Here is a 26,978-nt window from a genome sequence, read left to right on the forward strand (position 1 = left end):
ATGTTGTGTTTGAACTACAATGTATGGGTAGACCAAGATCACAAAGCCGAAACGTAATTTACAAAAATTACACAGAAATACACAAAAACACGGCCTTGTTCAGTTTTGTTAGGGAAATTAAGCAGAATGAACCAACAACTTACTGTTACCAAGCGTAACGGGCGCAAAGAAACGATCGATTTAGAGAAAATCCATCGAGTAATCACATGGGCAGCTGAAGGCTTGCACAATGTTTCTGTATCACAAGTAGAATTGAAAGCTCACATTCAGTTTTACGATGGCATTACCACGACTGACATTCATGAGACAATCATCAAGTCAGCAGCGGATTTAATCTCTGAAGAGACTCCTGATTACCAATATCTAGCAGCACGTCTGTCAGTGTTCCACCTACGTAAAAAAGCGTACGGTGAATACGAGCCGCCTGCTCTTTATGACCACGTTGCAAAACTGGTTGATATGGGTAAATACGATAGCCACCTAATGGAAGACTACACGAAAGCTGAGTTCGAAGAGCTTGACGCGTACATTGACCACAAGCGTGACTTAAACTTTTCTTACGCGGCGGTTAAGCAGCTTGAAGGTAAATACTTCGTGCAGAACCGTGTAACAAAAGAAATCTACGAGAGTGCTCAGTTCCTTTACATCCTAGTTGCTGCGTGTTTATTCGGTAAATACCCGAAATCCACTCGCCTGGATTACATCAAACGTTTTTACGACGCCTCGTCTACGTTTAAGATTTCTCTACCTACACCAATTATGTCTGGTGTACGTACGCCTACTCGTCAATTCAGTTCATGTGTACTGATTGAGTGTGGTGACAGCCTTGATTCTATCAACGCAACAGCAAGCTCTATTGTTCGTTACGTATCTCAACGTGCTGGTATTGGTATCAACGCAGGTCGTATCCGCGCACTTGGTTCTGAAATCCGTAATGGTGAAGCGTTCCACACTGGCTGTATCCCTTTCTACAAATACTTCCAAACAGCAGTAAAATGCTGTTCTCAAGGTGGTGTTCGTGGCGGCGCAGCAACAGTGTTCTACCCACTATGGCACGGTGAAGTTCAGTCTCTATTAGTACTGAAAAACAACCGTGGCGTTGAAGAGAACCGTGTTCGTCACATGGACTACGGCGTACAGCTGAACAAGCTTATGTACTCTCGTCTTGTTCAAGGTGGCAACATCAGCCTGTTCTCACCTTCTGACGTACCTGGCCTTTACGACGCGTTCTTCGAAAACCAAGAGCGTTTTGAAGCGCTTTACGCTAAGTACGAAAACGATCCTTCAGTGAAGCGTAAAACGGTTAAAGCCGTTGAGCTTTTCTCTTTGCTAATGCAAGAGCGTGCTTCTACTGGGCGTATCTACATTCAGAACGTTGACCACTGTAATACCCACAGCCCGTTTGACTCTGAAGTAGCACCTGTTCGTCAATCGAACCTATGTCTAGAAATCGCGCTACCAACTAAGCCGCTTTCTAACGTAGAAGATGACGAAGGTGAGATTGCACTATGTACGCTTTCAGCTTTTAACCTAGGCGCAATCAACGAGCTTGACGATCTAGCTGAGCTTTCTGAATTGGTTGTTCGTGCTCTAGATGCACTACTTGATTACCAAGACTACCCGCTTCCAGCAGCACGTAAGTCGACAATGAACCGTCGTACTCTAGGTGTGGGTGTAATCAACTACGCATACTACTTAGCTAAAAATGGTGTTAAGTACTCTGATGGCAGCGCAAATGGCCTGACTCACCGTACTTTTGAAGCAATTCAATACCACTTACTAAAAGCGTCTGTTGACCTAGCGAAAGAGCAAGGCCGTTGCCCATCTTTCCACGAAACCAACTACGCGAAAGGCCTACTGCCGATCGATACTTACAAAAAAGATATCGACTTAGTATGTGAAGAACCACTACATTATGATTGGGACACACTACGTGAAGAGATCATGGAGCACGGCCTGCGTAACTCAACGCTGACAGCGCTTATGCCTTCTGAGACTTCGTCTCAAATCTCGAACGCGACTAACGGTATTGAGCCACCACGTGGTTACGTATCAGTTAAGGCATCGAAAGACGGTATCCTGAAGCAAGTAGTTCCTGATTTCCTAAATCTTAAAGAGAACTACGAGCTACTTTGGAACATTGGTACTAATGATGGTTACCTGCACTTAGTGGGTATCATGCAAAAATTCGTTGACCAAGCTATCTCTGCAAACACTAACTATGATCCAAGTGTTTACGACAGCGGCAAGGTACCAATGAAGCAGCTGCTTAAGGACTTGCTAACAGCGTACAAGTACGGTGTTAAGACGCTTTACTACCATAACACGCGTGATGGTGCTAAAGACGACCAAGGCGATGCAGTTCAAGTGCCGGAAGAAGATTGTGAAGGCGGCGGTTGTAAGATCTAAACCGCAATAAACATTAAGACCCCAGAGAAGTTATCTTCTCTGGGTTTAAAGCATTAACAGGGTTCGTTTTATTACGGGTCCTTAAAGGATTTGAGGCATTTATGGCTTACAGTACTTTTTCTCAACAAAAAAATGACCAACTAAAAGAACCAATGTTCTTGGGTCAGTCTGTAAACGTTGCACGTTACGACCAACAGAAATTCGAAATCTTCGAAAAGTTGATCGAAAAGCAGCTTTCTTTCTTCTGGCGTCCAGAAGAAGTAGACGTGTCTAGCGACAGTATCGATTACAACAAACTTCCTGAGCATGAAAAGCACATCTTCATCTCTAACCTGAAGTACCAAACACTTCTAGATTCTATCCAAGGCCGCAGCCCTAACGTTGCCCTACTTCCTTTGGTATCACTGCCAGAAGTTGAAACTTGGATTGAAACATGGTCATTCTCTGAAACGATTCACTCTCGTTCATACACGCACATCATCCGTAACATCGTGAATGATCCAGGCGTAGTATTTGACGACATCGTTGAAAACGAAGAGATCCTAAAGCGTGCGAAAGACATCGCGTTTTACTACGACGATTTGATCAAGCTGACGGCTGACTACCACCGCTACGGTGAAGGCAACCACAACATCAACGGCGAAGACGTTAAGATTTCACTTCACGACCTGAAGAAGAAGCTTTACGTATGTCTAATGTCTGTAAACGCACTGGAAGCGATTCGTTTCTACGTGAGTTTTGCATGTTCATTCGCATTTGCTGAACGTGAGCTCATGGAAGGAAACGCGAAGATCATCAAGCTAATCGCTCGTGACGAAGCACTTCACCTTACTGGTACACAGCACATGATCAACTTGCTGCGTAATGGCCAAGATGACTTCGAATTCATGCAGATCGCTGAAGAGTGTAAGCAAGAGTGTTTCGACCTATTCAAAGAAGCGGCAGAGCAAGAAAAAGAGTGGGCAGAATACCTATTCAAAGATGGCTCTATGATTGGTCTGAACAAAGACATTCTTTGCCAATACGTTGAATACATTACCAACATACGTATGCAAGCGGTTGGTCTAGGTACTGCTTATCCAGAAGCAACATCGAACCCAATCCCATGGATCAACGCATGGTTATCTTCAGATAACGTACAAGTTGCTCCACAAGAAGCTGAAATCAGTTCTTACCTAGTTGGTCAAATCGACAACGAAGTAAAAGCTGACGACTTTGAAGGATTTGAGCTGTAATGCCAACAATCAAAATCAACAAGCTGACTTCGATTGAATCTAACCCGTCGAACACTCTATTGGAAACAATGGAACAAGCGGGCTTAGAACCAGAATACAACTGCCGAGATGGGCACTGTGGCGCTTGTCGTTGCACGTTGGATTCTGGTGAAGTTGAGTACGTTGGTTTTGCTATGGCTTACACACAAGGCGATGAAATTTTGCCATGCATCTGCAAAGCAAAAACCGACTTGTCGCTGAGTAACGTGATTCATAGAAGTAAGAACAAGCGCGCCTAACCCACTCGACTTGTTTCGAATCGCGTGAATTCTACGGGCAATTCGAAAGCTTAACGAAGTACAGACTGAAAAGGGGCCGCCTCCTCTAAGAGTGCAGCCCCTTTTTTACTTGTTCTGTATTAACCTTGGTCAAATAGAGTTTGGTTAACAACAAGAGCGTCTTACGTGATGTTAGCTGAAGGGATGAACATATCCTTCATGCGTTTTAATGAAGAGTAGTCGCCAAACATAGGTTTATTGTCTAGGTGTCTTCTCAGCATATCTGCCGCAACGGTTTTGATTATAGTTCGTGCGTCTTCACGATTGTACTGGCGATAGAACTCAAGCACTTGGCCCCACTCACCCGCTTCGCTCGACAGTGCAATGCTGAATGTATTACCTTCTAACTTGCCCGTCACCAAAGCTAATTCAGTGCCACACTTTTCTCTTGTTGCGCCCGCCAATGCAAACGTAGCGGCTAATGGGTCACTCTTTTCGAGTTCATTATCTTTTGGTTCCGCCATGACCCAAGAGTGCCCAAAACAATCTTCAACCTGTTCATTCGATTGTAGCCAAGCCGACAATGCGCCTTTGGTCGACACTTCAGACACAGATAACGTCTTCTTTTTCTCAGCCATGATGTGTCCAATATGGTCAATCATCGGCTCATCAACGCTCACTACATTACTCTCTAACAGCTTGTACACCATTTGTAGCAGCTTAACGCGCGTTTCTAAGCTTGACTTAGGCCCAAACAATTTAATCTCAATGAACGGCAAGTAAGAGCGATAACCCAACTCATAGCCTTCAGGCAGTTTCAATTGATCCAACACATCAGAGATACCCGACTCAGATAAGCCAAAGGTAAATAACCGACTGCATTCAGAGGCAACCACTTGAGGATAAGCACGCGACAGATCAGGCAGGATTTCAAAGGTCACCATACGCTTGAATTCACTCGGAACACCCGGCGTAAAATAGAACGTCGCATCGTTGATCTTCAGCTTGAAGCCACATGCAGTGCCAACAGGGTTATCAACAATCTCGGAGCTTGCTGGCAACAAGGCTTGTTTAAGGTTGCTGTCGGGCATCGGCATACCACGTCCAGAAAACATCTCTTCCAGGCGATCTAGCCATTCAGAGAATATGACTAATTTCTGCTCTGACGCTGCTGCTGCGGCCGCCGCACTCATGTCATCCGTTGTCGGGCCTAAACCACCATTAACAATAACCACATCATAGTTAAAGCTCAGCATCAGCAGTTCTTCAACAAGAGAATTCATTTGATCACCCACGGTTGAACGCTTAATAAGCGCAAAACCATGCTGATAAAACTCAGCAGACATCCAAGCTGCGTTTGTATCTACAATGTCTCCATGAAGAACTTCTTCACCTGTGCTTAACATTGCGATTTTCGTCATATTTCTATCCCTTGTTGTAATAAAAAGACACTGCACTATTTACAAACTGGTCTATGGTTGAATTTGCAGCAATTCGTCTTTTCACTAATATTAATAATGTTAAACCTAAGGTTTTCTTAGGAAAAGCTATAAATTATTAATTCCCTAAATCAGGCATTTAATAGATAATTGTGACCCTGATCAATTCCAAACTTTCTCATGGAGACCCTTGTGGCCAAATCACCGCTACTAGCAAAGGTTACTGCCGCATTTTCAATGCTAATGTCAGTTAACTTGGTTGCAAGCCAATACGACTTCGACCAGCCAATCAGCCTTTCTTACTCGGATGAATGTGCACAAGATTACTGTTTTAATGACAACTTGTACACCTATAAGCCTAGTACCAATTACACACTGAGCGAATCGAGTGATGAGTACGACTTCTCAATCCAACAACCAAAACACATGTTGGTGAGTCAGGAGAAAGATTGGGATTACCTAATGGGTCAAACCTACACCATTCTTGGCTTAAGTGTCGCGACGGTGGGTCTAATGACTCTACTCCCTGAGAGTATTACTAAGTGGGATGATGACCAACGTGATATCAGCTCATTAGGTAAAAAGTGGAAAGATAACGTTTCTGAGGGCCCAGTATGGGACCGTGACGAACACTTCCTAAACTACGTAATGCACCCATATTTTGGTGGTGTTTACTACACCGCAGCTCGACACGCAGGTTACGACGAGTTTGAGTCATTCTTATACTCTTGGACTATGTCGACGTTCTTCTGGGAATACGGCGTAGAAGCATTTGCTGAAGTACCTTCATGGCAAGATATCTTCATCACACCTTTCTTCGGTGCGGTTGTCGGTGAAATGATGCTAGAAGCAGAACAAGATATCATAGCTTCAGGTGGCGAAGTGATGGGCTCTCAAACCATGGGTGATGTGTCGCTATTCTTCCTTAACCCTGTTGGCCATATTCACTACTGGGTAAGTGATGCATGGGGCGGTGACGCAGAAGTGAACCTGAATACTAACCCTTGGTGGGATAACAAAGACGCTGCACGTTTTGCTTACGATGCTGGCGCACCATACGATTCTCAGTTTGTTGGTATGAACTTCAAAGTAACGTTCTAAATCGGCTTTCTTATTACTGTTCTCTAAGTTACTGCCCACAAATAATAACGACAACTCTTCTAAAAAACGGCTCTCTAGCCGTTTTTTTTGTGCCCTACTCTTCATTCTCTTTTTTGCATCGAAGCTTAGTTTCAAAAATTGACGTAGGTCAAACATTGTTCGATGTAAACTTCTACACTGAAATTAAAGAATTTTATCGCGTGATATCAAACATTTAATTAGTAACGATTAATAGAGATTTTGGGGGCTGATATGAACAGTACATTTATCGTAAACTTCATCGGAAAAGCATCACCTGCAACAATCAAGCAACTTGCTGCGGTTACTCACGAAAACGACGGGAAATGGCTCATCAGTAAAGTGAACTTTATTGAAGACCAAGTCGCAGGCGTACTCAAGGTTCAACTTCCAGCCATCAACGAATCAATTGTCAAAGAAGCTTTCAGCGCCAATGCTGACTTGATCGTACAGTTTGTTGATTCAGACCATACTCACAACGCACAAGACACAATACATCACCTACGACTCGACTCTAACGACCGAGCTGGTATCGTGAATGAAGTAACACACGTGTTAGACAGACAAGGCATCAGCATTCTAGATATGGATTGTCACCGCGTGTTTATCGCCGGAGGCGGTGGTGTTAGCTCTAGTTTATTTACTTCCAAGATTGCCGTTAAGATACCAATCGAAGTTTTGATTGATGATGTCGTCAACGAATTGGAAACACTAAGCGAAGATACTCGAGTGATGATTGAGAACTAACAGATAGCACTTAACTTCTATCTTTACTGTTTTCTCTGCTGAACAGTTATCTAAAAACAAAAAAGAGCAGCTCATCGGCTGCTCTTTTTATTATTCTGAAACTATGACTCAGTTACTTGACTGACCACTGCGACAGAGAACGCTTGAAGTCTTCATAGCCAAACTCATTCAGCTTTTGAATTTCGCTATTGCTGCGCTCGCAATAGATCGATGGCATCTTCAAACCATTGAACCAGTTCAGTTTCACCATGGTGTAACCTGCACTGTCCAACAGGTGAAGCTTTTGACCAATCTTCAACGGTTCATCAAAGCTTGCTTCGCAGAACTGATCGCCCGCAAGGCATGAACACGAACCAATCACATAGTCATGGTTACCGTTTTCAGAAGCTTCCAATACCGACGCTGGTTCATTGTAGATAAGCGTATCAAGACGGTGTGCTTCAGTTGCTGAATCCACAATCGCCGTTTTCTTCACGTTCTCAACAATATCAACCACTGTCACAACTAAATCAGTTGTTTTAGTAATGATGGCTTCACCCGGCTCAAGGTACATCTGCACGCCGTGCTTTTCAGAGAAGGCTTTCAGCGCAAGACCCAGTTTCTCGATGTCATAACCCGGCCATGTGAAGAACACACCCCCGCCCATGCTCACCCAGTCCAACTTATCTAAGTGCTCACCAAACTGTTCTGAGATTGAATCAAGCAGGCCGGTAAATGCATCGACGTCTTTATTCTCGCAGTTCATGTGGAACATCACACCATTGATCTCATCGAAGATCTCAGGCTTGATGTGGTCAGCTTGCACACCCAAACGAGAATATTGACGTGCTGGATTAGCCAAGTCTTGTCCTGCGTAGCTCACACCCGGATTTAAACGTAAACCCAGCGAAGCCTTACCTTCAACAATATGACGGTACGCCGTGAACTGGCTTTGTGAATTGAAGATCATCTTGTCGCAGATATCCGCTACTTCTCTCACGTCATCTTCGCTGTAACCCACACTGTAAGCGTGCGTTTCACCACCAAAGGTTTCGTGGCCAAGTTTCACTTCGTATGGACCAGAGCTTGTCGTGCCATCGAGGTAAGGTTTGATGATGTCAAACACACCCCATGTCGAGAAACACTTCAGTGCTAATACCAACTTCACACCTGAAATCTCTTTCAGCTGCTTAGCTACCTCTAAATTCGCAATCAACTTGTCTTCATTGATCATGAAATAAGGCGTTTTTAGTTCGTTGTTTTGCATGTTAATACCTTGCGGCCCTCGAGTTCACGAAGGCACATGATAATCGAACAAAGCCGACACTAATGCGTCGGCTGAAATTATACGTTCTTGTCAATCATATGACTTTGGATGCAATTCGCAGAACTTTGCCTTTGTAGCTAGGACATCGCGCGGAGTTTACGAATGTAAATGAGCACGATGGGCAACGCGACAAGAGCAAAGAACCAGAAATTACTTCAAAGTATGGATCAGAGGTAAACCGGCTGTCGGCTCTAGCTCTTGAACATGCCAATCGAGACCGATCTCAGGCATCGTTGCTAGGAACGGGTCTGGGTTTAGCTGTTCCATGTTGAATACGCCTTTATCAGCCCACTCGCCACGGAAGAACTGAAGTGAAGCCGTAATCGCTGGTACACCGGTTGTGTAAGAGATCGCTTGATGCTCTACGTCTTCGTAAGCCACTTCGTGGTTTGCGTTATTGTAGATGAATACGCTGCGCTCTTTACCGTCTTTCTTACCTTGAACCCAAGTACCGATACACGTTAAACCTGTGTAACCCGGAGCTAGAGAGGTTGGATCTGGCAGTAGTGCTTTAAGAACATGAAGAGGCTGAACCACAGTGCCATCGTGCAGTGTTAGCAGATCTGGACTTAGAAGGCCGATATCACGCATGCAGTTGAAGTAGTTCAGGTATGCATCACCAAAGCCCATCCAGAATTCGATACGCTTAGCTGGGATGAATTCCTTCATTGAACGAACTTCATCGTGTGCCATTGAGTACACTTTATGAGATCCACAGTTCGGGAATTCAAACTCAAGCATACGAGAGTGACAAGGGACTTGTTTCCACTCTTCATTTTCCCAGTAGAAAGAGTCACCTTGGATCTCAAGCATGTTAGTTTCTGGGTCAAAGTTTGTCGCAAACTTCTTACCATGGTCGCCAGCATTCACGTCCATTACATCAATTGAGTCAATCTCATCGAACAAGTGCTTAACCGCGTACGCTGCAAAGATTGATACCACACCTGGATCAAAACCAGCACCAAGAATACCTGTGATGCCCGCTTCAGCGAACTTCTCACGGTAGCCCCACTGCCAATCGTAAGCTTGTGGTACTTGTTGGCCTTCAGAACATAGGTCAACGGCTACCGATGTATCTAGGTAAGATACTTTCGATTGGTAACACGCTTCCATGATCGCCATGTTTACCCAAGGTGGACCAGCGTTGATCACTAGATCAGGCTTAACTTCTTTAATCAAAGCAACAAGCGCATCAACATCGTCAGCATCTACTGAACGTGCTTCTAGTTTCTTAGTTGAATCTTTAAGGTTATTTTTACCTCTGATAGATTCGATGATTTTTTCACATTTCGCGATTGTGCGCGAAGCGATTGTGATATCACCCAGTACTTCGTTATTTTGTGCTGCTTTATGTGCAACAACCCAACCAACGCCGCCTGCACCAATTTGTAGAATAGCCATAGTTTTAATTACCCTTGTTGTTCTGCTAGCTCAATAGCTAAAGTTTGAATTTTGTTAATTAAAGATTTGAAGTCTGATGTCGTTAAGCACGGATTCAAGATAGTAAATTTCAACGCGCTTTTACCATCAACGACCGTTTCGCCAAGTACTGCAACGCCACGAGTCAGCGCCTCCAGTCTTAACGTTTGATTCAGTTTGTCTAAATCAATAGCGCAGGTTGCTGATTGCCCATTGCTAGGCACCGAACGGAACAGCACAGTCGAAAGAGACGGCTCAGCAAGTAACTCAAAATCGTCATGCTTCTGAATCAGATCGGCGACCTCAAGCGTCTGCTCTAGAAGATGGTCGTACATATCACCCAGTTGCTTTGCTCCAACACTTTGCATCGTCATGAAGACTTTCAGTGCATCGAAACGCTTGGTGGTAGCGATAGACTTATCGACTAGATTTGGCAGCTCATCGTGCTCGCGATTCAAGTAGTCTGCGTGATGCAGTAGGTACTTAAAGTTCGCTTTGTCTTTTAGCAGCACAGCACCACAACTGATGGTTTGGAAGAACAACTTGTGGAAGTCGACACTCACTGAGTCCGCTTTTTCGATGCCTTTCAGACGAGCTTTATGGCTACTTAAGATAAGTGCGCCACCGTAAGCACTGTCAACATGGAACCAAAGGCCTTGTTGGTTGGCGATGTCAGCAATCGCTTCAAGATCATCAATAGCACCGTGATCGGTAGTACCCGCAGTACCAACCACAGCAAAAGGAATCAACCCTTGAGCTTTAAGTGCTGTCACTTCTGCGTCTAGCAAATCTGGCTTTATGGTGCCATTTGCATTGGTATTAACACAACAAACTGCCGCTTCGCCTAGCCCTAGTAGAGAAGCGGACTTTTGAACCGTGAAGTGAGATTTATTTGAACATAAGATACGAAGCTTACTTGCGTATTCTGGTAAGCCAAACTTTTGGATTGAGTGGCCATTGTGCTGATCTGCAACCCAGTCTCTCGCAAGCAATAAGCCCATTAGGTTACTTTGTGTGCCACCGCTTGTGAAAACACCGTCAGCTTGTTCACCAAGTTGGTATTTCTCACACATCCAATCAACCACTCGCTGTTCAACATAAGTCGCTGCAGATGCTTGGTCCCATGAATCCATTGATTGATTCAACGCCGCAATAATCGATTCCGCAGCTACCGATGCCATAAGAGGAGGAGTATGAAGGTGTGCAATACAGTCTGGGTGTTGCACGAAGATAGAGTTTGCAGCGACAAGGTCAGCAGTGCTATCTACGACGTCAACCAAAGCGTGTTGGTTGTTGTCTAGATCGACAGCCTTGATTGCAGCCTCTAGCACTTTTGGCTCTAGGCCTGAGTATGGCGTTTCAACCTGCTCGAAAACGGCTTTCATCGCCTGAGTGGTTTGGTTCATCACGTTAGCAAACTCGTCGCTACCGCCTAAACCTGTCTGGATGAAATGCTTGTTCCATTCCTGATTTGATTCTTTGCTTTGTGTTTGGTCTTGTTGTAAACCACCACCCGCTGCGATGATGGCTTCTTCCATCACGCACAGTGCAAAGTCTATCTGTTCTAAAGAGATAATCATTGGTGGCAAGAATCGAATCACTGAGCCATCACGACCGCCCTTTTCGACCATCAAGCCGCGCTCTAACGCCGCTCGTTGAACCGCTAGAGTTAGTTCGCCGTCTGACTGCGGCTCGCCAAATTTATTGAGTTCACCATTGGCTTTCTTGATCTCAGCGCCAAGCATAAGCCCTTTACCACGAACTTCAGCAATACAACTCACACGAGATTGAATCTTCTCTAGTCCATGACGTAAATATTGGCCAGCAATGTTTGCGTGCTCAACTAAGCCATCTCGCTCGATGATTTCCAACGCTTTAGCGCCAGACACCATTGCCAACTGGTTACCACGGAAAGTACCCGTGTGCTCACCCGCTTTCCATGTATCGATACTCTTATCGAATACAAGCAGTGACATTGGTAGTCCACCGCCAATCGCTTTAGACAAACATAAGATATCAGGGTTAACGCCTGACTCTTCAAAAGCAAATCGATGACCTGTTTTGCCGACACCACATTGGATTTCATCAAAGATCAGTAGGATGCCGTGTTCATCACAAATGCGACGTAAACCTTGCAACCAAGAAGCAGGCGCCGGAATTACACCGCCCTCACCTTGCACAGGCTCAACGATCATCGCAGCCGGTTTCATGATGCCAGATTCGTCGTCATTCAACATACGTTCGATGTAACGAATGCTTGCGTTGGCACCGGCTTCACCACCAATGCCAAACGGGCAGCGAAGGTTATAAGGGAAAGGCATGAAATGTACGTCAGACATTAAGCCGCTGCGACGTTCTTTAGTGCCAAGGTTACCCATCATGCCCATGGTGCCGTTGGTCATACCATGGTAAGCACCACGGAAAGCAAACATGATGTTTCGACCTGTGGTTTGTTTAGCAAGTTTGATCGCTGCTTCCACAGCATCAGCGCCAGACGGGCCACAGAATTGAAGAACCGAGTTCGTTGAAAAGTCTGTAGGGAGAAACGCTTTAACTCGCTTGATAAACGTCTCTTTTGCTTGAGTCGTTATATCAAGAGTCTGGTATGGCAAACCTGAATCGAGTTGGTCTTTAAGTGCTTGGTTAATTTCAGGGTGGTTGTAACCCAAAGAAAGTGTACCCGCACCGGCTAAGCAATCTAAAAATAGTTGTCCACGAGTATCTTCAACCAAGGCACCACATGCTCGCTTGATAGCAATTGGTAGGCGTCTTGGGTATGAACGAACATCCGATTCGTGCTGCTCTTGCTCAAGCAAAATAGCATCAGGTGTTAGGTCATAGGTACCCTCAACGATAGGAACCATAGTTGAAAATGAATTTGCGATAGTGTTGATATCGACTTCAAAGGCGGTAGTCATAAAAATTCCCTTGAATATGTTCATACTCACCTCTATCAAACGCAAATACGCCCAGCCCTCTTGATTAACAAGAGTTCTTAATGAAATACGCATATTGTCTAGAAATGAGATATAGCTGTACGCCCGCATAAGTCAAACGACGAATACGAAATTAAGCTGCCTTAAGACAGTGAGAAATTGTTAGCGCGAGCTCAAGGTTCAGTAATGCTACTGTTTTGAAGAATTGGACATTTTTGCAGGATCGGGCAGCTGTGAGGAGCTGGGCCCTTTGGAAATGCAGAGCTGATTAGCAATGTTGTAGTTAGTCTGTTCAATGTTGGGTTTCCCATTAGCATGGCGAATTGCGCCATAAGTATCCCGTCTATCAGCTAAAGGCTAGCTGATACCTACCCTACGTAATGTCCCAATCAGCAAGAATGGTCACTACGCGTATCCCCCAGAAGCAATCACGGCTCTTTTTAAGCATCGTCATTCCGAGATTGCGCGGGAAAATAACATAAAGTGAAATGAACGATCAATAGTTTTTAATAATCGCTGGATAAATAGCAGCGGTGACTGACATATTACTGAAAATATCGTCAACTTAATCTTTAGGTAAGGAGCTGGCTCATAAGGATCCCTACATCATGTCGTTGTATTGCTTTATTCAAGAAGTTGTCTGATGTAATAGGTTAAACACTATTTAATCAGCAGACGGTAAGTAGGTCCCCGGCTCGTTCATCCCTCCTCGCCCACGAGGATGACGACGTGGGTATACAAGCGTTGTTAGTGAGGCTTTGAGACCTTAGCATCCTTTCGTCACTTCTTAGTACGAGGAACGAGTTCATAGGGAGCCTCATAGTTAACGCCCCTTAAAAGCGAACAACTTAATAAGATGACAGGCCACTGAGCACAAACGTCATTCCCTAGCGCGAGAGACGAGTTTATAGGCAATCTCGCTTTAAAAAGCTAAGTAATATCAACGAACTTGATAGCGACATTTTGAGATAGAAAGAAAGTTTGGGTGTGCGTTCAAACAGAAAGAGGAATAACTCGTAAAAAGCAGAATAGCAGAAACCAAAAAGCCCGGACATTTCTGTTCGGGCTTTTTAATTTGGAGCGATACATCGGGTTCGAACCGATGACCTCAACCTTGGCAAGGTTGCGCTCTACCAACTGAGCTAGTATCGCATTTGCTACATCCGTTAATGCGTAGACTTTAATAGATGGTGCCCCGGGCCGGACTTGAACCGGCACAGCGCGAACGCCGAGGGATTTTAAATCCCTTGTGTCTACCAATTCCACCACCAGGGCACGCAATTCTTTATTGCGATGCCGATTACTGAAAAGTAAAACACCATCTTAATGCTGACGCCAATCAACATTACAAAATTTGGAGCGATACATCGGGTTCGAACCGATGACCTCAACCTTGGCAAGGTTGCGCTCTACCAACTGAGCTAGTATCGCATTTTCATTACTCTTCTAAACGAAAGATATAATGGAGGCGCCTCCCGGAGTCGAACCGAGGTCCACGGATTTGCAATCCGCTGCATAGCCACTCTGCCAAGGCGCCTTAGTAACTCCAATCAGATCACTTATTGCTATCCTCTTGGGTACGGGATGCATTTTACGGATTCGAGCGTTTGAGTCAATATTATTTTTGTATTTTTAATTCGTTTGAATAGATTTCATACGAAACGGGCTAAATAGCTGACTTTGTGTGCAAAGCACTTTGTGAACAGGCTATTCAAAGGAGATCTATATCACATTAGATACCCACTATTGATAACTTAATCTTAGGTTAAAGACTAAAAAAGCGAGCCTCAGCTCGCTTCTTCATCAATGGTGTTTTTCGTCTAACAAATCATCTTTGGCGGCCATCAAGTATTGCGCCATTGACCAGTAAGTAAGGACAGTTGCAACATAGAGTGCAATGTAACCTACCCACACCATCCAGTCGTCGTATCGCCAGATAAGTACCCAAAGAGCGAACATCTGAGAAACGGTTTTCACTTTACCAACCCAAGATACCGCAACGCTCGCACGTTTGCCGATTTCAGCCATCCATTCACGAAGCGCCGAGATGATAATTTCACGACCAATCATGGTCACCGCAGGAATAGTCACCCAGATCGAGTGGTAGTGCTCGGTAACTAAGATAAGTGCAGTAGCAACCAGCACTTTATCCGCTACAGGGTCAATAAAGGCACCGAAGCGAGACGTTTGCCCGAGTTTACGAGCCAACATGCCATCTAGCCAGTCAGTAAAACCCGCTACCCAAAACACCATAGCAGCAGCAAAAGGAGCCCATTCATAAGGTAGGTAAAAAACAACAACGAATACTGGGATTAAAAATAGTCTCAGTAAGGACAAAATGTTAGGTATATTCAAACGCATATTATTAGGCTCTTATCAATTGCGCTTTAATGGTGCGGGATTTTTACTATTGTTTCAATGCTTGATAAATGTTTTCTGCCAAAGAATGACTAATGCCCGGCACTTTGGCTATTTCTTCGACAGTTGCACGCTTAAGTTCTTGTAAGCCACCCATATATTTCAACAAAGATTGACGACGTTTCGGCCCTACCCCTTCAATTCCTTCTAAAGCGCTGGTTCGGCGAGTTTTACCTCGTTTCGCTCTGTGCCCTGCTATCGCGTGATTATGACTTTCATCACGGATGTGCTGGATAAGGTGCAACGCTGGTGCATCGCTTGGTAAGTTAAATTCCTCACCTTCAAGAGTAACTAAGGTTTCTAAACCCGGCTTACGGGTCACACCTTTCGCGATACCCATCATTCTTGGTCGAAATGGCCAATCCCCCCAATATTGAGAAACAATCTCGTGAGCGCGATTCAGTTGCCCCTTGCCACCATCGATAAAGATGATATCTGGGATCTTATCGACATCGAGTTGTTTGGAATACCGTTTCTCAAGAGCCTGAGCCATCGCCGCGTAATCATCACCTCCAGTAATTCCGGTGATGTTGTAACGACGGTATTCGGGTTTAACAGGGCCTTCCTGATTGAATACCACACAAGACGCTATCGTACTTTCACCCATGGTATGACTGATATCAAAACATTCCATCCGTTTAATCACATCCATCGACAATACTTCTTGCAGCTCTTTGAAGCGCTGATTGATAGTCATCTTATGATTAATCTTGGTGGTAATTGCCGTTAGCGCGTTGGTATTCGACAATTTGAGATAACGCCCTCGAGTGCCAGAAGGATTAGTATTGAAGTGAATCTTACGACCTGCAACTTCACACAAAGCTTCTTGAATCGGAGTGACATCCTCCATCAAATCGGCATTAAGAATTAAACGCGTAGGGATGGTTCTTGCTTCATTATGCGCCAAATAATATTGACTTAAAAAGCTCGAAAAGACCTCTTCTCGCACCGTATTGTTGGGAATTTTAGGGAAATGGCTTCGACTGCCCAAGACTTTACCTTGGCGAATCATCAAGATATGGATACAAGCAACGCCATTCTCTTGGGCAAATCCGAGAACGTCCATATCTTCCATAGAATCGTCAGATACGTACTGTTGCTCTTGTACACGTCGAATCGCTTGGATTTGATCGCGGAAAGCAGCAGCTTGTTCAAAGCGAAGCTCTCGACTTGCCTTGTCCATCTTGTCGATGAGCGTTTCAAGTACGAGTTTATCCTTCCCTTGAAGGAACAAACGAACATAGTCGATAAGCTCGCTGTACTCTTCATCAGAGATAATAGAGCTAACACAAGGCGCAGCACAACGACCAATCTGGTACATCAAACACGGGCGTGTTCTGTTCGCATAAACCGTGTCTTCACACTGACGAGCAGGAAAAATCTTTTGGATGAGGTGTAGCGTCTCACGCACAGCGCCGGAATCAGGGTAAGGACCAAAGTATTCACCCTTTTTCTTCTTAGCACCACGATGCATCGACAGACGAGGATGCTTGTGACCGCTAATAAAAATATAAGGGTACGACTTATCATCACGCAGAAGTACGTTGTATTTCGGTAAGTACTGCTTGATGTAGTTATGCTCAAGGATAAGAGCTTCTGTTTCCGTGTGCGTTACAGTGACATCGATTTTGTCGATATTGCTGACTAAAGCGCGTGTTTTTTCACTGTCGACTTTTTTACGGAAATAACTGGAAAGGCGTTTTTTAAGGTTCTTAGCTTTACCGACATAGATAACAACAGCCTCGGCGTTATACATCCGATAAACGCCGGGCTGTTCTGTTACTGTCTTAAGGAATGAGACTGAGTCAAACAAGTTGGTCACTATAAGATCTCAGAGTTAAAGGGTCTCAGTATCTAACATTCCATGTCTAATCGCTAAATGCGTAAGCTCTACATCACCGCTGATGTCTAGTTTACTGAACAGTCGGTAGCGGTAGCTGTTAACTGTTTTAGGACTTAGATTGAGTTGTTCTGAAATATCCGTCACTTTCTGACCTTTGGTAATCATCATCATGATTTGAAGTTCACGTTCAGATAGATCAGCGAATGGATTCTCAGACGCAGGCGAGAATTGGCTTAAAGCCATCTGCTGCGCAATTTCTGGTGAAATGTATCGTTGGCCACTATTAACCACTCGAATAGCATTTACCATCTCGTCCGGACCTGCACCTTTAGTAAGGTAACCTGCAGCTCCAGCTTGCATCACTTTAGTTGGAAACGGATTTTCCGTATGAACAGTTAAAACGATGATTTTAACATCAGGGTTGAAACGCAAGATTTTCTTGGTTGCTTCTAAGCCACCAATACCAGGCATATTCATATCCATCAAAATAACGTCAGTATTATTAGTACGACACCATTTTGCAGCATCTTCACCGCTTTCAGCTTCCCCTGCTACGTTCATTCCACGGACGTCTTCAATAATACGTCGTATCCCTGTGCGAACCAGCTCGTGATCATCTACAAGGAAAACATTTATCAAACTTGTATCTCCACACTATTAATTGGCTCTGCAACCACTGTGTCGTTTCATCTATTTGAAACAATTAAACAAAGGAACAACGGGTCGCAGCATTGTGTATATCTTAACTCAATTACTAAATAAAATCTCTGTTGAATATGTGTCGAAACACTAACTTTAGCAAGTACTTATTTATAAATAAGCCAACTAAAACAACAAGCTTTAGGTAAAAATCAACTAGTTAAAACAACACCCAATAAAATTACACAAGATAAAGAGATTTTCAATACCATTGAATCTCGATTCATTACAATTTCACTCTTTTGCTTATTAAGTCCCGTTATTCTTCTCCAATTCTCAAAATATAGAGACTATTTTTGTTTGCTGTTGTGCGTGATGAGGCGCTAGATGGTAGTATTCCGCTCTCCATTTCAATAGGTTACTACATTGGATATTCAGCAAGGCTTTGTACTCACAAGACAAGCGCGAGACTTTTCAGGGCGCACACAAATCGACTTGTGGTTAAGCACCCCTAAAGGCCCTACGCTACTGACTATTCAAAACGAAAAGCCTGTCTTTTTTGTTGCTCAATCTGATATCGAAACGTGCCAATCTATTGCCGATAAAGAGGCCATAGATTGTCAGTTTAAGCCTTTAGAGCTAGCAACATTTGACCAAACCCCTTTAGCCGCTTGTTACACTTCCTTATCGAGAAGCAGCTTCGGGTTAGCTCAAGCCTTTAACGGTCAAGAGATCCAAACCTTTGAAAGTGATATTCGACTGGCCGATCGTTTCTTGATGGAGCGCTTTATCAAAGGCAGTATCGAATTCACAGGCTCTATCACCCCAAAAAGACAGCATCGCAGAGTATCGAACGCAAAATGTCGAGCTGGCGATTACTTGCCAAACTTGTCTGTGGTTTCGCTTGATATTGAGTGTTCGGAAAAAGGTGTGCTTTATTCCATCGGCCTAGACAGTCCAATGGATAGCCGAGTGATAATGATTGGCGAACCACAAAAATCAGACACCACTATCCAATGGGTTGCCAACGAGAAAGCGCTGCTTGAAGCTATGATTGCGTGGTTCTCCGAGTTTGACCCGGACATCATCATCGGTTGGAATGTCATTGATTTCGACTTTAGGTTGCTGCACAAACGTTCAGAATGGAACGAAGTGAAACTCAGTATTGGTCGCGACAATCAACCGAGCTTCTTTCGCAGCTCCGCACAAAATCAGCAGGGCTTCATTACCATTCCTGGTCGCGTGGTTTTAGATGGTATCGATATGCTTAAAACAGCAACCTACCATTTCCGGTCATGGTCTCTTGAGTCCGTGTCACAAGAGTTGCTGGGCGAAGGCAAAGACATTCATAATGTTCATGACCGCATGGATGAAATCAATCGAATGTTTAAGTTCGATAAACCTTCACTTGCCAAGTACAACCTTCAAGACTGTGTGCTAGTAAATCGAATCTTCGAACACACTCACCTACTCGATTTTGCTATTGAACGCTCTCGCTTAACTGGGGTTGAACTTGATCGCGTTGGCGGCTCTGTCGCTGCGTTTACTAACTTATACATGCCTCAGATACACCGAGCGGGTTACGTCGCGCCTAATTTAGAGCCCGAAAACTGGATCGCAAGCCCCGGTGGTTATGTGATGGATTCGATTCCCAACCTTTATGACTCGGTTTTGGTGCTCGATTTTAAGAGCCTTTACCCATCGATCATTCGCTCTTTCTTGATTGATCCGATGGGCCTGATTGAAGGGCTAAAATTAGAGTTAGGCTCTGAAGAAGACCAAGCAGTGGCTGGGTTTCGTGGCGGTCAATTCCACCGCTCTAAGCACTTTTTACCAGAGATGATCGAAAACCTCTGGGCAGCGCGTGATGTCGCAAAGAAAAACAACGAGAAAGCTTTTTCTCAGGCGATTAAGATCATCATGAACTCTTTCTATGGCGTGCTAGGTTCTTCTGGTTGTCGTTTCTTTGATACTCGCTTGGCATCCTCTATCACCATGCGTGGGCATGAGATCATGAAGCAAACCAAGGTTCTGATCGAAGATAAAGGGTATCAAGTGATCTACGGGGATACCGATTCAACTTTCGTGTCTCTTAATGGCAGTTTTGAGCAAGAACAAGCAGACGAGATTGGTCACTCCCTTGTGGCTTACATCAACGACTGGTGGACGAATCACCTGAAAGAGGTCTACAACCTCACCTCGATACTTGAATTGGAATACGAGACCCATTACCGCAAGTTTCTAATGCCGACCATTCGAGGCTCTGAGACAGGATCGAAGAAACGTTATGCAGGCTTAATCAATCAAGGTGACCAAGAGAAGATCATTTTTAAAGGCCTTGAAAGTGCACGAACCGATTGGACGCCCCTTGCACAACAGTTCCAACAAACCTTGTATGAGATGGTCTTTCACGACCAAGATCCAAGTGATTATGTTAGACAGTTTGTCGATGAAACATCCGCGGGCAAACACGATGACCTACTGGTTTATCAAAAGCGCTTGCGCCGTAAGTTGCATGAATACCAGAAGAACATTCCGCCACAGGTTCGCGCTGCTAGATTAGCCGATGAGATCAATGCTCAGCTCGGTCGCCCGCTTCAATACCAAAACAAAGGGCGTATTGAATATTTGATTACGCTGAGTGGCCCCGAGCCCAAGGAGTATTTGAAGAGTGGCATCGATTATCAACATTACATCGACAAGCAGATTAAACCGGTCGCAGAAGCTATTTTGCCGTTTATAGGACTGGATTTTGAAAGAGTCAGCGGGCAGCAGCTAGGTCTGTTCTAGATTGAGTCCTCTTTTCGAGGCGACATTAGACTCGAGATATCTATTAAAACTCGAGCCAGACATAAAAACGAAAAAAGCAGAGGAGTGCTTAACTCGCTCTGCTTTTTCATATCAACGGATAGCTTACGAAGCCCTATCCGATTCGAAACTCAGTTTTCTGATACTGCTTAACCAGCCATTCACCAAAGCCATCAAGAATACCTATCACTGAACGTTTTGGAATCGCACGCCCAGACAGCAAAATACCCAACCTTTGAATCTCGACTTCTTTCTCTGGATGATATCTCAAGAACTGTTGACCGCACTCCATAGGTGCGTCGAACCAATTCTTGTCTCGGTACATAACCAAAGAATAACTGGCTCGCAGAAGCTTCTTGGCAATAATCACTTGCGCGGCGACTTGCTGTTCTGGCGTAGTTGCTCGGGCAATCTTATTACGATAAACCGCTAACCAATTTTCAGCGTCCATATTCCAGTGTTTGGCAATTTCCCAACTCGTTTCAAAATCGCCATAACAGTCTGATAAATCTTCACCATGCACACACACAGCTAAATGCTTGAGCATGAAGCCCCACGTAAAGATATTGTCGAAATCAACTATCTCGCTCACCAAGGTGGTTTTGATCGCCACTTGAGTGACCTGAGGGAAGCTCTTTTGGAAGCGCCATTTGATGGTATTCAGCAGCGTGGTTCGTTGATCTGGGAAAGAACGATGGGTAACCACAACCACATCTAGATTCGAGCGACCGACAACGGCTTGCTTGCGTGCCACACTGCCATAAACATAGACACTGTGCAGATTAGAACCTAACCCACCTTTTAGAAAGGTAATCAGATCGTTAACCACAGGTTGAAATTCAGGTTGAAATTCAGGTTGAAATGGCTGTGTTGGGTCAATAACAGGTAGCTGCATAGGTCGTTTCGGTAAATAAAATAATGATTTAACTGTCTCTCTATGATCGCTTAGGTGACTTTATGATTCAAGCTATTCCTATTTATAGCGTCTACGAGATATAATCACCGGATAGACCCAATAAGGACAAACACAAAATGCCTAGAGCAAGTGAGATTAAAAAAGGTTTTGCGATCAATGTTGATGGCAAAACAGTACTCGTTAAAGATATCGAAGTAACAACACCAGGTGGCCGTGGCGGTCAAAAGATTTACCGCTTCCGTGGTCACGATGTAGCAACTGGCGTTAAAACAGAAGTTCGTCACAAGGCTGACGAAATCGTTGAAACGATCGACGTAACCAAGCGTGCAGTAATGTTCTCTTACGTTGATGGCAATGAGTACATCTTCATGGATAACGAAGATTACACACAATTCATCTTCAACGGTGAAATGATCGAAGACGAACTGCTGTTCATCAACGAAGATACGCAAGGTATGTACGCGATTCTTATCGACGGTACTGCGGCGACTCTTGAGCTACCAACTTCAGTTGAGCTAGTAATCGAAGAAACAGACCCTTCAATCAAAGGTGCTTCTGCTTCTGCTCGTACTAAACCAGCTCGTCTGTCTACAGGCCTTACTGTTCAAGTTCCTGAGTACATTGCAACTGGCGACAAAGTTGTTGTGAACACAGCTGAACGTAAATACATGAACCGCGCAAGCTAAGATACTGATTATGACCGAAGCTAACAACCTAATGTCTTACGACGACGCAATTGACACTGCATACGACATCTTTCTAGAGATGGCTGCTGATAATCTTGAACCTGCAGACGTGATCTTATTCACGGCTCAGTTTGAAGATCGTGGCGCTGCAGAACTTGTTGAAACTGGTGACGATTGGGTTGAACATGTTGGCTTTGAAGTCGACAAAGAGATCTACGCTGAAGTACGCATTGGTCTTGTAAATGAAGCTGATGATGTCTTAGATGACGTATTCGCTCGTCTGCTGATCAGCCGTGACCCTGAACACAAGTTCTGTCACATGTTGTGGAAACGCGACTAGGCTCTTCTTAAACCAGCTCAGAGTACTGAGCTGGTTTTCTTACGACTTCATAGCCTCATCACTTTACCAAACTGCAACTCTACAAAATTATGACCAAAGCAAAGACAGATACCCTATCCAAAGGCTATGCCTGTGTTGGATTAGTAAATCCCAAAACCCCTGAAAATGTTGGCTCAGTAATGCGAGCAGCTGGTTGCTATGGAGCAAACTCTGTATTTTATACTGGCACCCGTTATGACCACGCTCGACAGTTTCATACCGACACCAAAGAAAAGCACCTTGAGTTGCCATTAATTGGTGTTGAAGATCTTAAAGATATTATTCCTGTTGGCTGCGTGCCCATCGCGGTTGATTTGATAGAAGGCGCTAAGCCTCTGCCTGATTATAAGCACCCACCTCGTGCTTTTTATATCTTCGGCCCTGAAGATGGGACTCTGAAAAAAGAGATCACTGACTTCTGTCGTGAAACCATCTACGTTCCGACTAATGGCTGCATGAACCTTGCTGCCGCGGTCAATGTTATTTTGTATGACCGCATGGCGAAGGGTGACAACTTCTCGAATCATTTGAAAGTGACCTAATATCAATCGTAGCGAGTCAGCCGATCTGGCTAAGCACTTCCACATGATTTGAACTGCGCCATATTCAAGAATCGAGTAGGAGGAGGCCTCGCAGCCTCCGTCCTCTCACACCACCGTACAAGCGTGGGTCGCATACGGCGGTTCCGAATATACTTTCAGTGACTCGTACCCATCTCTTAATGAGTACAGCCCCAACCCCTCGAACCATTTTATTGGCATGGCGTGATTAACCTGTGGCGTTAAAGCTAGATGCCACCAACCCTTATCTGACATCGCTAGCTTCCACGCATTACGCTCCGTTACACCTTGTCGCTGTAACCATGTCGCTATGCTGTGTCTGCGTTTGCGCTGCTTTAGTCGGTAGCACCTTAGTCTACGCCGTATCCATTCATCTAAGCGCTGCATTGCACTTTTACGAACAGGAAGCTTGAAGTAGTGTTGCCATCCTCTTAGATATTGAGTTAACTCCGTGATTATCACCTGTAACTCTCGTCCTCGATTTCGCTTCGTTATCTGACGTACTCGCTTCTTCATTTGAGCTTGTGCCGTCTTCGATATCCCGATTGTTCCGTCTATCTGGAAGCGATGGCTTAGGTAAGTTCGCTTTGTCACTCTCGTTGCTGCACTTTTCTTACGGTTTACCGTCAGCTTTAGTTTCTGCTCCAAGAACTCCGTTATCGACTCTTTGACTCGATGAGCGGCTTCCTCACTACGCACGTAGATTTGACAGTCATCTGCATATCGACAGAACTTATGCCCTCTACGCTCTAACTCTTTATCCAGTTCATCTAATACAATATTTGATAGTAGCGGAGATAATGGCCCACCCTGGGGTGTGCCTCGTTGTCTCTGCTCAACTAGTCCATGTCGCATTATGCCTACCTGTAGGTATGACCTAATTAGCTTTAACACGCGTTTATCAGCAATATCTTGTGACAGCCTGTGCATTAGCCTATCGTGATTCACTGTATCGAAGTATTTTGCTAGGTCTATATCTACTACATAACCTCGACCCTCTCGGATGTAGCGACTGGCGGCCGCCAATGCATGGTGCGCACTGCGGTTGGGTCTAAACCCGTAACTATTGTCGGAGAACTTCGGCTCATAGATACATGACAGCACTGATGTGATTGCCTGTTGGACTACCCTATCAAGGACTGTTGGGATACCTAATTGCCTTACGCCACCACTAGCTTTGGGGATTTCTACACCAAGAACAGATTGAGGTTGATAGCTTCCATCCAGAAGAATCTGGCGAAGCTCTTGCCCGTTTGATGCCTGTCGAAGTCTTGAGATAGTGGCGTTGATGTCGAGCTTGTCGACTCCTGCACACCCTTTGTTCTTCTTCACGCGTCTAAGAGCTTGATTCAAATTGGTTGAAGAGCAAATTTGCTCCATCAACGAAGTTGAGGTCACCAAGACTCGCCCTCCTGTCTACGCCGACCATGCTTGTCATTCTTCGTATCCATGAGCTTTACTTGCGGTATTGCCCTTTGGGACGTAGAGATGAGTTTCATCTTGCTATGACTCCACATGATTGAGTGTCTAGTGACTGCTTCTTGATATATTCAGTTCAGGCCTTCCTTTGAGTTGTACATTCTCAAAGTACTATGCCTTCTGCTGACTTCTTATTGTCCATCACACAACATCACTGCTGTATTAGTCTCTATTGAGACAAACAATAAGATCTCCCGAGGTAAGGCGTTGTTCTTTCCCTTGGCTGTGCCTGATTTACCACTACACACTTCCCGTCGAGGCATTGGACTATTCTATCTATGGCTAGGTTGCCCAAGTTGTAATGGCCTACTATCAGATTTCTGTTCGTCACAACCAAGTTTTGCCATTTGCTTCCTTCAGATTTCACCTCACGGTGAACACCCTTGCATAGGCTAACGGTTCTCGCTCGACTGAGCCCGTAGAGGACTTTCACCTCCTAGATCAACGCCATGCTCGGCGCACCATAAAAAAAACCTGCTAAATTAGCAGGTTTTTTTGTATTCGAAACGTTGGATTAAGCTTCAGAATCCACGTAATTACTTACGTGATCTTGGCTTAGCCGGTTTAGCCGGGCGTCCGTTGTTCAGTTTAGGCTTTTTGGTAGACTGAGGTTTACCATTGGTCGCTGGAGCACTACGACCTGAATCAGGTGTTGTTGTACCGCGAGTTGCAGGCTTCTTACGCTTAGTCTGGTTACTACGGCCTTTAGGAGCATTTGCGCGCTCTTCGTGACGCTTAACAGCACGACGAATTTTCTGGCTACGAGAACGCTCACGCTTACGAGAAGTGTTTGCAGGATCAAGATCCAACAGAGTCTCTTTTTCTGGTTGAAGTTCAACAAGCTCACGCAAGTAGTTTACTTCTTGAAGATCTAGCTCTTTCCAACCGCCACGAGGCAGTTTCTTATCAAGGTAGATATCACCGTAACGTACACGTTTCAGACGGCTTACTGTTGTTTCTTGTGATTCCCAAAGACGACGAACCTCACGGTTACGACCTTCATTAATTGCTACGTAGAAAGTATGGTTCATACCTTCACCGCCAGCGTAAACCACATCTTCGAAACGAGCCATACCATCTTCAAGTTGAACGCCACGAGTCACGTTCTTAACTTTTTGCTCGGTTACTTCACCAAATACACGTACTAGGTACTCACGCTCAACCTGACGGCTTGGGTGCATTAGGCGGTTAGCTAGTTCACCATCGGTTGTGAACAACAGTAGGCCTGATGTGTTTGCATCAAGACGACCAACTGAAATCCAACGAGAACCACGGATCTTAGGTAGACGATCGAAAACAGTACGGCGACCTTCAGGATCGTGACGAGTACAAAGCTCACCTTCAGGTTTGTAGTAAGCAAGTACACGACAAACCACTTCTTCAGAGGCTTTGCCTGTAATTGTGTGGCCATCGATACGGATCACTGAGTTCTCGTCTTCAAGACGCTCACCCAATTTCGCAACTTGACCGTTAACACTTACACGACCAGATTTGATTAAACCTTCTAGTTCACGACGAGAACCGTGACCAGCTCGCGCTAAAACCTTCTGTAATTTTTCGCTCATTTACTCTTTTCTACCTAATTGTCGTCTTCACAGACGTCGAATGAATTTTTCGCGACCAAATCGCGGTCGCGTATTATCGCAAATAACCTGCCAAAAAGCACTTGTTATTTACTCTGGCAGGTTTGCTGTTTCGTTACAGACTGTTAATCAGTAACGCTATTATTCAAACGGCGCTGGATCACCGGCACCACGACGTAAAACAACGGCGTCATCGTCACTGAAGTCAATAACCGTAGTAGGTTGCTCACCTAAGTAGCCGCCATTCAAAATGACATCAACCGCATGCTCTAAGCTGTCACGAATTTCTTCAGGATCCGATTCAGTTGTCTCGTTACCCGGAAGAATCAGAGACGTCGACATCAATGGCTCGCCCATTGCTTCTAGAAGGTCTAGGGCAATTTTGTTGTCCGGTACACGAATACCGATCGTTTTACGCTTAGCGTTCATCAAACGCTTTGGCACTTCTTTTGTTGCTTTGAAAATAAACGTGTAAGCACCTGGCGTGTGCGCCTTAAGCAGACGGAAAGCCACGTTATCTACTCGTGCATACAGTGACAACTCAGAAAGATCACGGCATAACAAAGTGAAATTGTGCTTATCATCGATTCGACGAATTTTACAGATGCGTTCGAGTGCTTGTTTATTTTCAAGCTGACAACCCAGTGCATAACCTGAATCTGTTGGATAAACCACAACGCCGCCATTGCGAATAATCGCAACCGCTTGAGTAATTAAGCGCGCTTGTGGGTTATCTGGGTGTACATAAAAAAACTGGCTCATTGTTGATCCTCGTTATCGAATCTCTCGACTCTATCATC

Annotated in this window: 20 protein-coding genes and 4 tRNA genes; 9 read left to right on the forward strand and 15 right to left on the reverse strand. The window is 44.7% G+C overall.

Annotated features, from left to right (window positions below; translation table 11 throughout):
* Positions 1-126 precede the first annotated feature (126 nt).
* From nrdA to yfaE, 3 genes are all read left to right on the forward strand, one after another.
* Complete coding sequence (nrdA, locus tag ACMAZD_RS10760) at positions 127-2,409, forward strand: class 1a ribonucleoside-diphosphate reductase subunit alpha (RefSeq protein WP_435247220.1); 2,283 nt, start codon at positions 127-129, stop codon at positions 2,407-2,409.
* Between the two features lie 101 nt (positions 2,410-2,510).
* On the forward strand, positions 2,511-3,644 hold the full coding sequence (nrdB, locus tag ACMAZD_RS10765) for a class Ia ribonucleoside-diphosphate reductase subunit beta (RefSeq protein WP_435247221.1): 1,134 nt from the start codon (positions 2,511-2,513) through the stop codon (positions 3,642-3,644).
* Positions 3,644-3,922, forward strand: coding sequence for a class I ribonucleotide reductase maintenance protein YfaE (yfaE, locus tag ACMAZD_RS10770; protein WP_435247222.1), 279 nt, complete (start codon positions 3,644-3,646; stop codon positions 3,920-3,922). Before nrdB ends, yfaE begins: the two co-directional genes overlap by 1 nt.
* A 161-nt stretch (positions 3,923-4,083) precedes the next feature.
* On the opposite strand, the gene ACMAZD_RS10775 is transcribed toward yfaE, so the two are convergent.
* Positions 4,084-5,322, reverse strand: coding sequence for a CinA family nicotinamide mononucleotide deamidase-related protein (locus tag ACMAZD_RS10775; RefSeq protein WP_435247223.1), 1,239 nt, complete (start codon positions 5,320-5,322; stop codon positions 4,084-4,086).
* A gap of 210 nt (positions 5,323-5,532) precedes the next feature.
* Between ACMAZD_RS10775 and ACMAZD_RS10780 the strand changes: the two genes are divergently transcribed.
* Together ACMAZD_RS10780 and ACMAZD_RS10785 are read left to right on the forward strand one after the other, a co-directional pair.
* On the forward strand, positions 5,533-6,441 hold the full coding sequence (locus tag ACMAZD_RS10780; protein ID WP_435247224.1) for a DUF3943 domain-containing protein: 909 nt from the start codon (positions 5,533-5,535) through the stop codon (positions 6,439-6,441).
* 252 nt (positions 6,442-6,693) lie between these two features.
* The gene (locus ACMAZD_RS10785) at positions 6,694-7,206 is read left to right on the forward strand and encodes a glycine cleavage system protein R (RefSeq protein ID WP_435247225.1); all 513 of its coding nucleotides are present in this window, start codon (positions 6,694-6,696) and stop codon (positions 7,204-7,206) included.
* A gap of 112 nt (positions 7,207-7,318) precedes the next feature.
* Here the strand turns inward: ACMAZD_RS10785 and nspC are convergent, their stop codons facing one another.
* The 10 genes from nspC to uvrY form a co-directional block, all read right to left on the reverse strand.
* Positions 7,319-8,452, reverse strand: a complete 1,134-nt coding sequence (nspC, locus tag ACMAZD_RS10790; RefSeq protein WP_435247226.1) for a carboxynorspermidine decarboxylase — start codon at positions 8,450-8,452, stop codon at positions 7,319-7,321.
* Positions 8,453-8,662: 210 nt separating this feature from the next.
* Complete coding sequence (locus ACMAZD_RS10795) at positions 8,663-9,913, reverse strand: carboxynorspermidine synthase (RefSeq protein WP_435247227.1); 1,251 nt, start codon at positions 9,911-9,913, stop codon at positions 8,663-8,665.
* 8 nt (positions 9,914-9,921) lie between these two features.
* Positions 9,922-12,873, reverse strand: coding sequence for a pyridoxal phosphate-dependent class III aminotransferase (locus ACMAZD_RS10800; protein WP_435247228.1), 2,952 nt, complete (start codon positions 12,871-12,873; stop codon positions 9,922-9,924).
* A gap of 1,070 nt (positions 12,874-13,943) precedes the next feature.
* Positions 13,944-14,019 (reverse strand) — tRNA-Gly (locus ACMAZD_RS10805).
* 36 nt (positions 14,020-14,055) lie between these two features.
* Positions 14,056-14,142 (reverse strand) — tRNA-Leu (locus ACMAZD_RS10810).
* Positions 14,143-14,222: 80 nt separating this feature from the next.
* Positions 14,223-14,298: transfer RNA gene (locus ACMAZD_RS10815), tRNA-Gly, on the reverse strand.
* Positions 14,299-14,330: 32 nt separating this feature from the next.
* Positions 14,331-14,404 (reverse strand) — tRNA-Cys (locus tag ACMAZD_RS10820).
* Positions 14,405-14,670: 266 nt separating this feature from the next.
* Positions 14,671-15,228, reverse strand: a complete 558-nt coding sequence (gene pgsA, locus ACMAZD_RS10825) for a CDP-diacylglycerol--glycerol-3-phosphate 3-phosphatidyltransferase (protein WP_012604331.1) — start codon at positions 15,226-15,228, stop codon at positions 14,671-14,673.
* Between the two features lie 46 nt (positions 15,229-15,274).
* Positions 15,275-17,107, reverse strand: a complete 1,833-nt coding sequence (uvrC, locus tag ACMAZD_RS10830; protein ID WP_029223550.1) for an excinuclease ABC subunit UvrC — start codon at positions 17,105-17,107, stop codon at positions 15,275-15,277.
* Positions 17,108-17,122: 15 nt separating this feature from the next.
* Complete coding sequence (gene uvrY, locus ACMAZD_RS10835; protein ID WP_004729778.1) at positions 17,123-17,767, reverse strand: UvrY/SirA/GacA family response regulator transcription factor; 645 nt, start codon at positions 17,765-17,767, stop codon at positions 17,123-17,125.
* 426 nt (positions 17,768-18,193) lie between these two features.
* Between uvrY and ACMAZD_RS10840 the strand changes: the two genes are divergently transcribed.
* Positions 18,194-20,557, forward strand: a complete 2,364-nt coding sequence (locus ACMAZD_RS10840) for a DNA polymerase II (RefSeq protein WP_102269434.1) — start codon at positions 18,194-18,196, stop codon at positions 20,555-20,557.
* A gap of 133 nt (positions 20,558-20,690) precedes the next feature.
* On the opposite strand, the gene ACMAZD_RS10845 is transcribed toward ACMAZD_RS10840, so the two are convergent.
* Positions 20,691-21,470, reverse strand: coding sequence for a nucleotidyltransferase domain-containing protein (locus ACMAZD_RS10845; protein WP_435247229.1), 780 nt, complete (start codon positions 21,468-21,470; stop codon positions 20,691-20,693).
* Between the two features lie 137 nt (positions 21,471-21,607).
* On the opposite strand from ACMAZD_RS10845, the gene efpL reads away from it, so the two are divergent.
* From efpL to ACMAZD_RS10860, 3 genes are all read left to right on the forward strand, one after another.
* Positions 21,608-22,177, forward strand: coding sequence for an elongation factor P-like protein EfpL (gene efpL, locus ACMAZD_RS10850; RefSeq protein ID WP_009848748.1), 570 nt, complete (start codon positions 21,608-21,610; stop codon positions 22,175-22,177).
* 10 nt (positions 22,178-22,187) lie between these two features.
* Entirely contained in the window at positions 22,188-22,517 is a 330-nt protein-coding gene (locus ACMAZD_RS10855; protein WP_017108380.1) for an HI1450 family dsDNA-mimic protein, read from the forward strand.
* 89 nt (positions 22,518-22,606) lie between these two features.
* A complete protein-coding gene (locus tag ACMAZD_RS10860; RefSeq protein ID WP_004729783.1) occupies positions 22,607-23,098 on the forward strand; it encodes an RNA methyltransferase in 492 nt (163 codons plus the stop codon).
* A gap of 105 nt (positions 23,099-23,203) precedes the next feature.
* Here the strand turns inward: ACMAZD_RS10860 and ltrA are convergent, their stop codons facing one another.
* From ltrA to ACMAZD_RS10875, 3 genes are all read right to left on the reverse strand, one after another.
* On the reverse strand, positions 23,204-24,496 hold the full coding sequence (gene ltrA, locus ACMAZD_RS10865; RefSeq protein WP_435249364.1) for a group II intron reverse transcriptase/maturase: 1,293 nt from the start codon (positions 24,494-24,496) through the stop codon (positions 23,204-23,206).
* 635 nt (positions 24,497-25,131) lie between these two features.
* Positions 25,132-26,160: a 23S rRNA pseudouridine(2605) synthase RluB gene (rluB, locus tag ACMAZD_RS10870; RefSeq protein ID WP_017104066.1), complete on the reverse strand. Its 1,029-nt coding sequence runs from the start codon at positions 26,158-26,160 to the stop codon at positions 25,132-25,134.
* Between the two features lie 159 nt (positions 26,161-26,319).
* Positions 26,320-26,940, reverse strand: coding sequence for an L-threonylcarbamoyladenylate synthase (locus tag ACMAZD_RS10875; protein ID WP_009848751.1), 621 nt, complete (start codon positions 26,938-26,940; stop codon positions 26,320-26,322).
* Between the last annotated feature and the right edge of the window lie 38 nt (positions 26,941-26,978).

Origin of the sequence: Vibrio sp. nBUS_14 (assembly GCF_051201655.1) — a bacterium.
In the GTDB taxonomy this organism is placed as follows: Bacteria; Pseudomonadota; Gammaproteobacteria; order Enterobacterales; family Vibrionaceae; genus Vibrio.

What these genes read in the sequence shown, in the direction of transcription:
- nrdA (WP_435247220.1), top strand. Translation starts at nt 127, where the DNA reads ATGAACCAACAACTTACTGTTACCAAGCGTAACGGGCGCAAAGAAACG.
- nrdB (WP_435247221.1), top strand. Translation starts at nt 2,511, where the DNA reads ATGGCTTACAGTACTTTTTCTCAACAAAAAAATGACCAACTAAAAGAA.
- yfaE (WP_435247222.1), top strand. Translation starts at nt 3,644, where the DNA reads ATGCCAACAATCAAAATCAACAAGCTGACTTCGATTGAATCTAACCCG.
- ACMAZD_RS10775 (WP_435247223.1), bottom strand. Translation starts at nt 5,322, where the DNA reads ATGACGAAAATCGCAATGTTAAGCACAGGTGAAGAAGTTCTTCATGGA.
- ACMAZD_RS10785 (WP_435247225.1), top strand. Translation starts at nt 6,694, where the DNA reads ATGAACAGTACATTTATCGTAAACTTCATCGGAAAAGCATCACCTGCA.
- nspC (WP_435247226.1), bottom strand. Translation starts at nt 8,452, where the DNA reads ATGCAAAACAACGAACTAAAAACGCCTTATTTCATGATCAATGAAGAC.
- ACMAZD_RS10795 (WP_435247227.1), bottom strand. Translation starts at nt 9,913, where the DNA reads ATGGCTATTCTACAAATTGGTGCAGGCGGCGTTGGTTGGGTTGTTGCA.
- ACMAZD_RS10800 (WP_435247228.1), bottom strand. Translation starts at nt 12,873, where the DNA reads ATGAACATATTCAAGGGAATTTTTATGACTACCGCCTTTGAAGTCGAT.
- pgsA (WP_012604331.1), bottom strand. Translation starts at nt 15,228, where the DNA reads ATGCGTTTGAATATACCTAACATTTTGTCCTTACTGAGACTATTTTTA.
- ACMAZD_RS10845 (WP_435247229.1), bottom strand. Translation starts at nt 21,470, where the DNA reads ATGCAGCTACCTGTTATTGACCCAACACAGCCATTTCAACCTGAATTT.
- efpL (WP_009848748.1), top strand. Translation starts at nt 21,608, where the DNA reads ATGCCTAGAGCAAGTGAGATTAAAAAAGGTTTTGCGATCAATGTTGAT.
- ACMAZD_RS10855 (WP_017108380.1), top strand. Translation starts at nt 22,188, where the DNA reads ATGACCGAAGCTAACAACCTAATGTCTTACGACGACGCAATTGACACT.
- ACMAZD_RS10860 (WP_004729783.1), top strand. Translation starts at nt 22,607, where the DNA reads ATGACCAAAGCAAAGACAGATACCCTATCCAAAGGCTATGCCTGTGTT.
- ltrA (WP_435249364.1), bottom strand. Translation starts at nt 24,496, where the DNA reads ATGGAGCAAATTTGCTCTTCAACCAATTTGAATCAAGCTCTTAGACGC.
- rluB (WP_017104066.1), bottom strand. Translation starts at nt 26,160, where the DNA reads ATGAGCGAAAAATTACAGAAGGTTTTAGCGCGAGCTGGTCACGGTTCT.
- ACMAZD_RS10875 (WP_009848751.1), bottom strand. Translation starts at nt 26,940, where the DNA reads ATGAGCCAGTTTTTTTATGTACACCCAGATAACCCACAAGCGCGCTTA.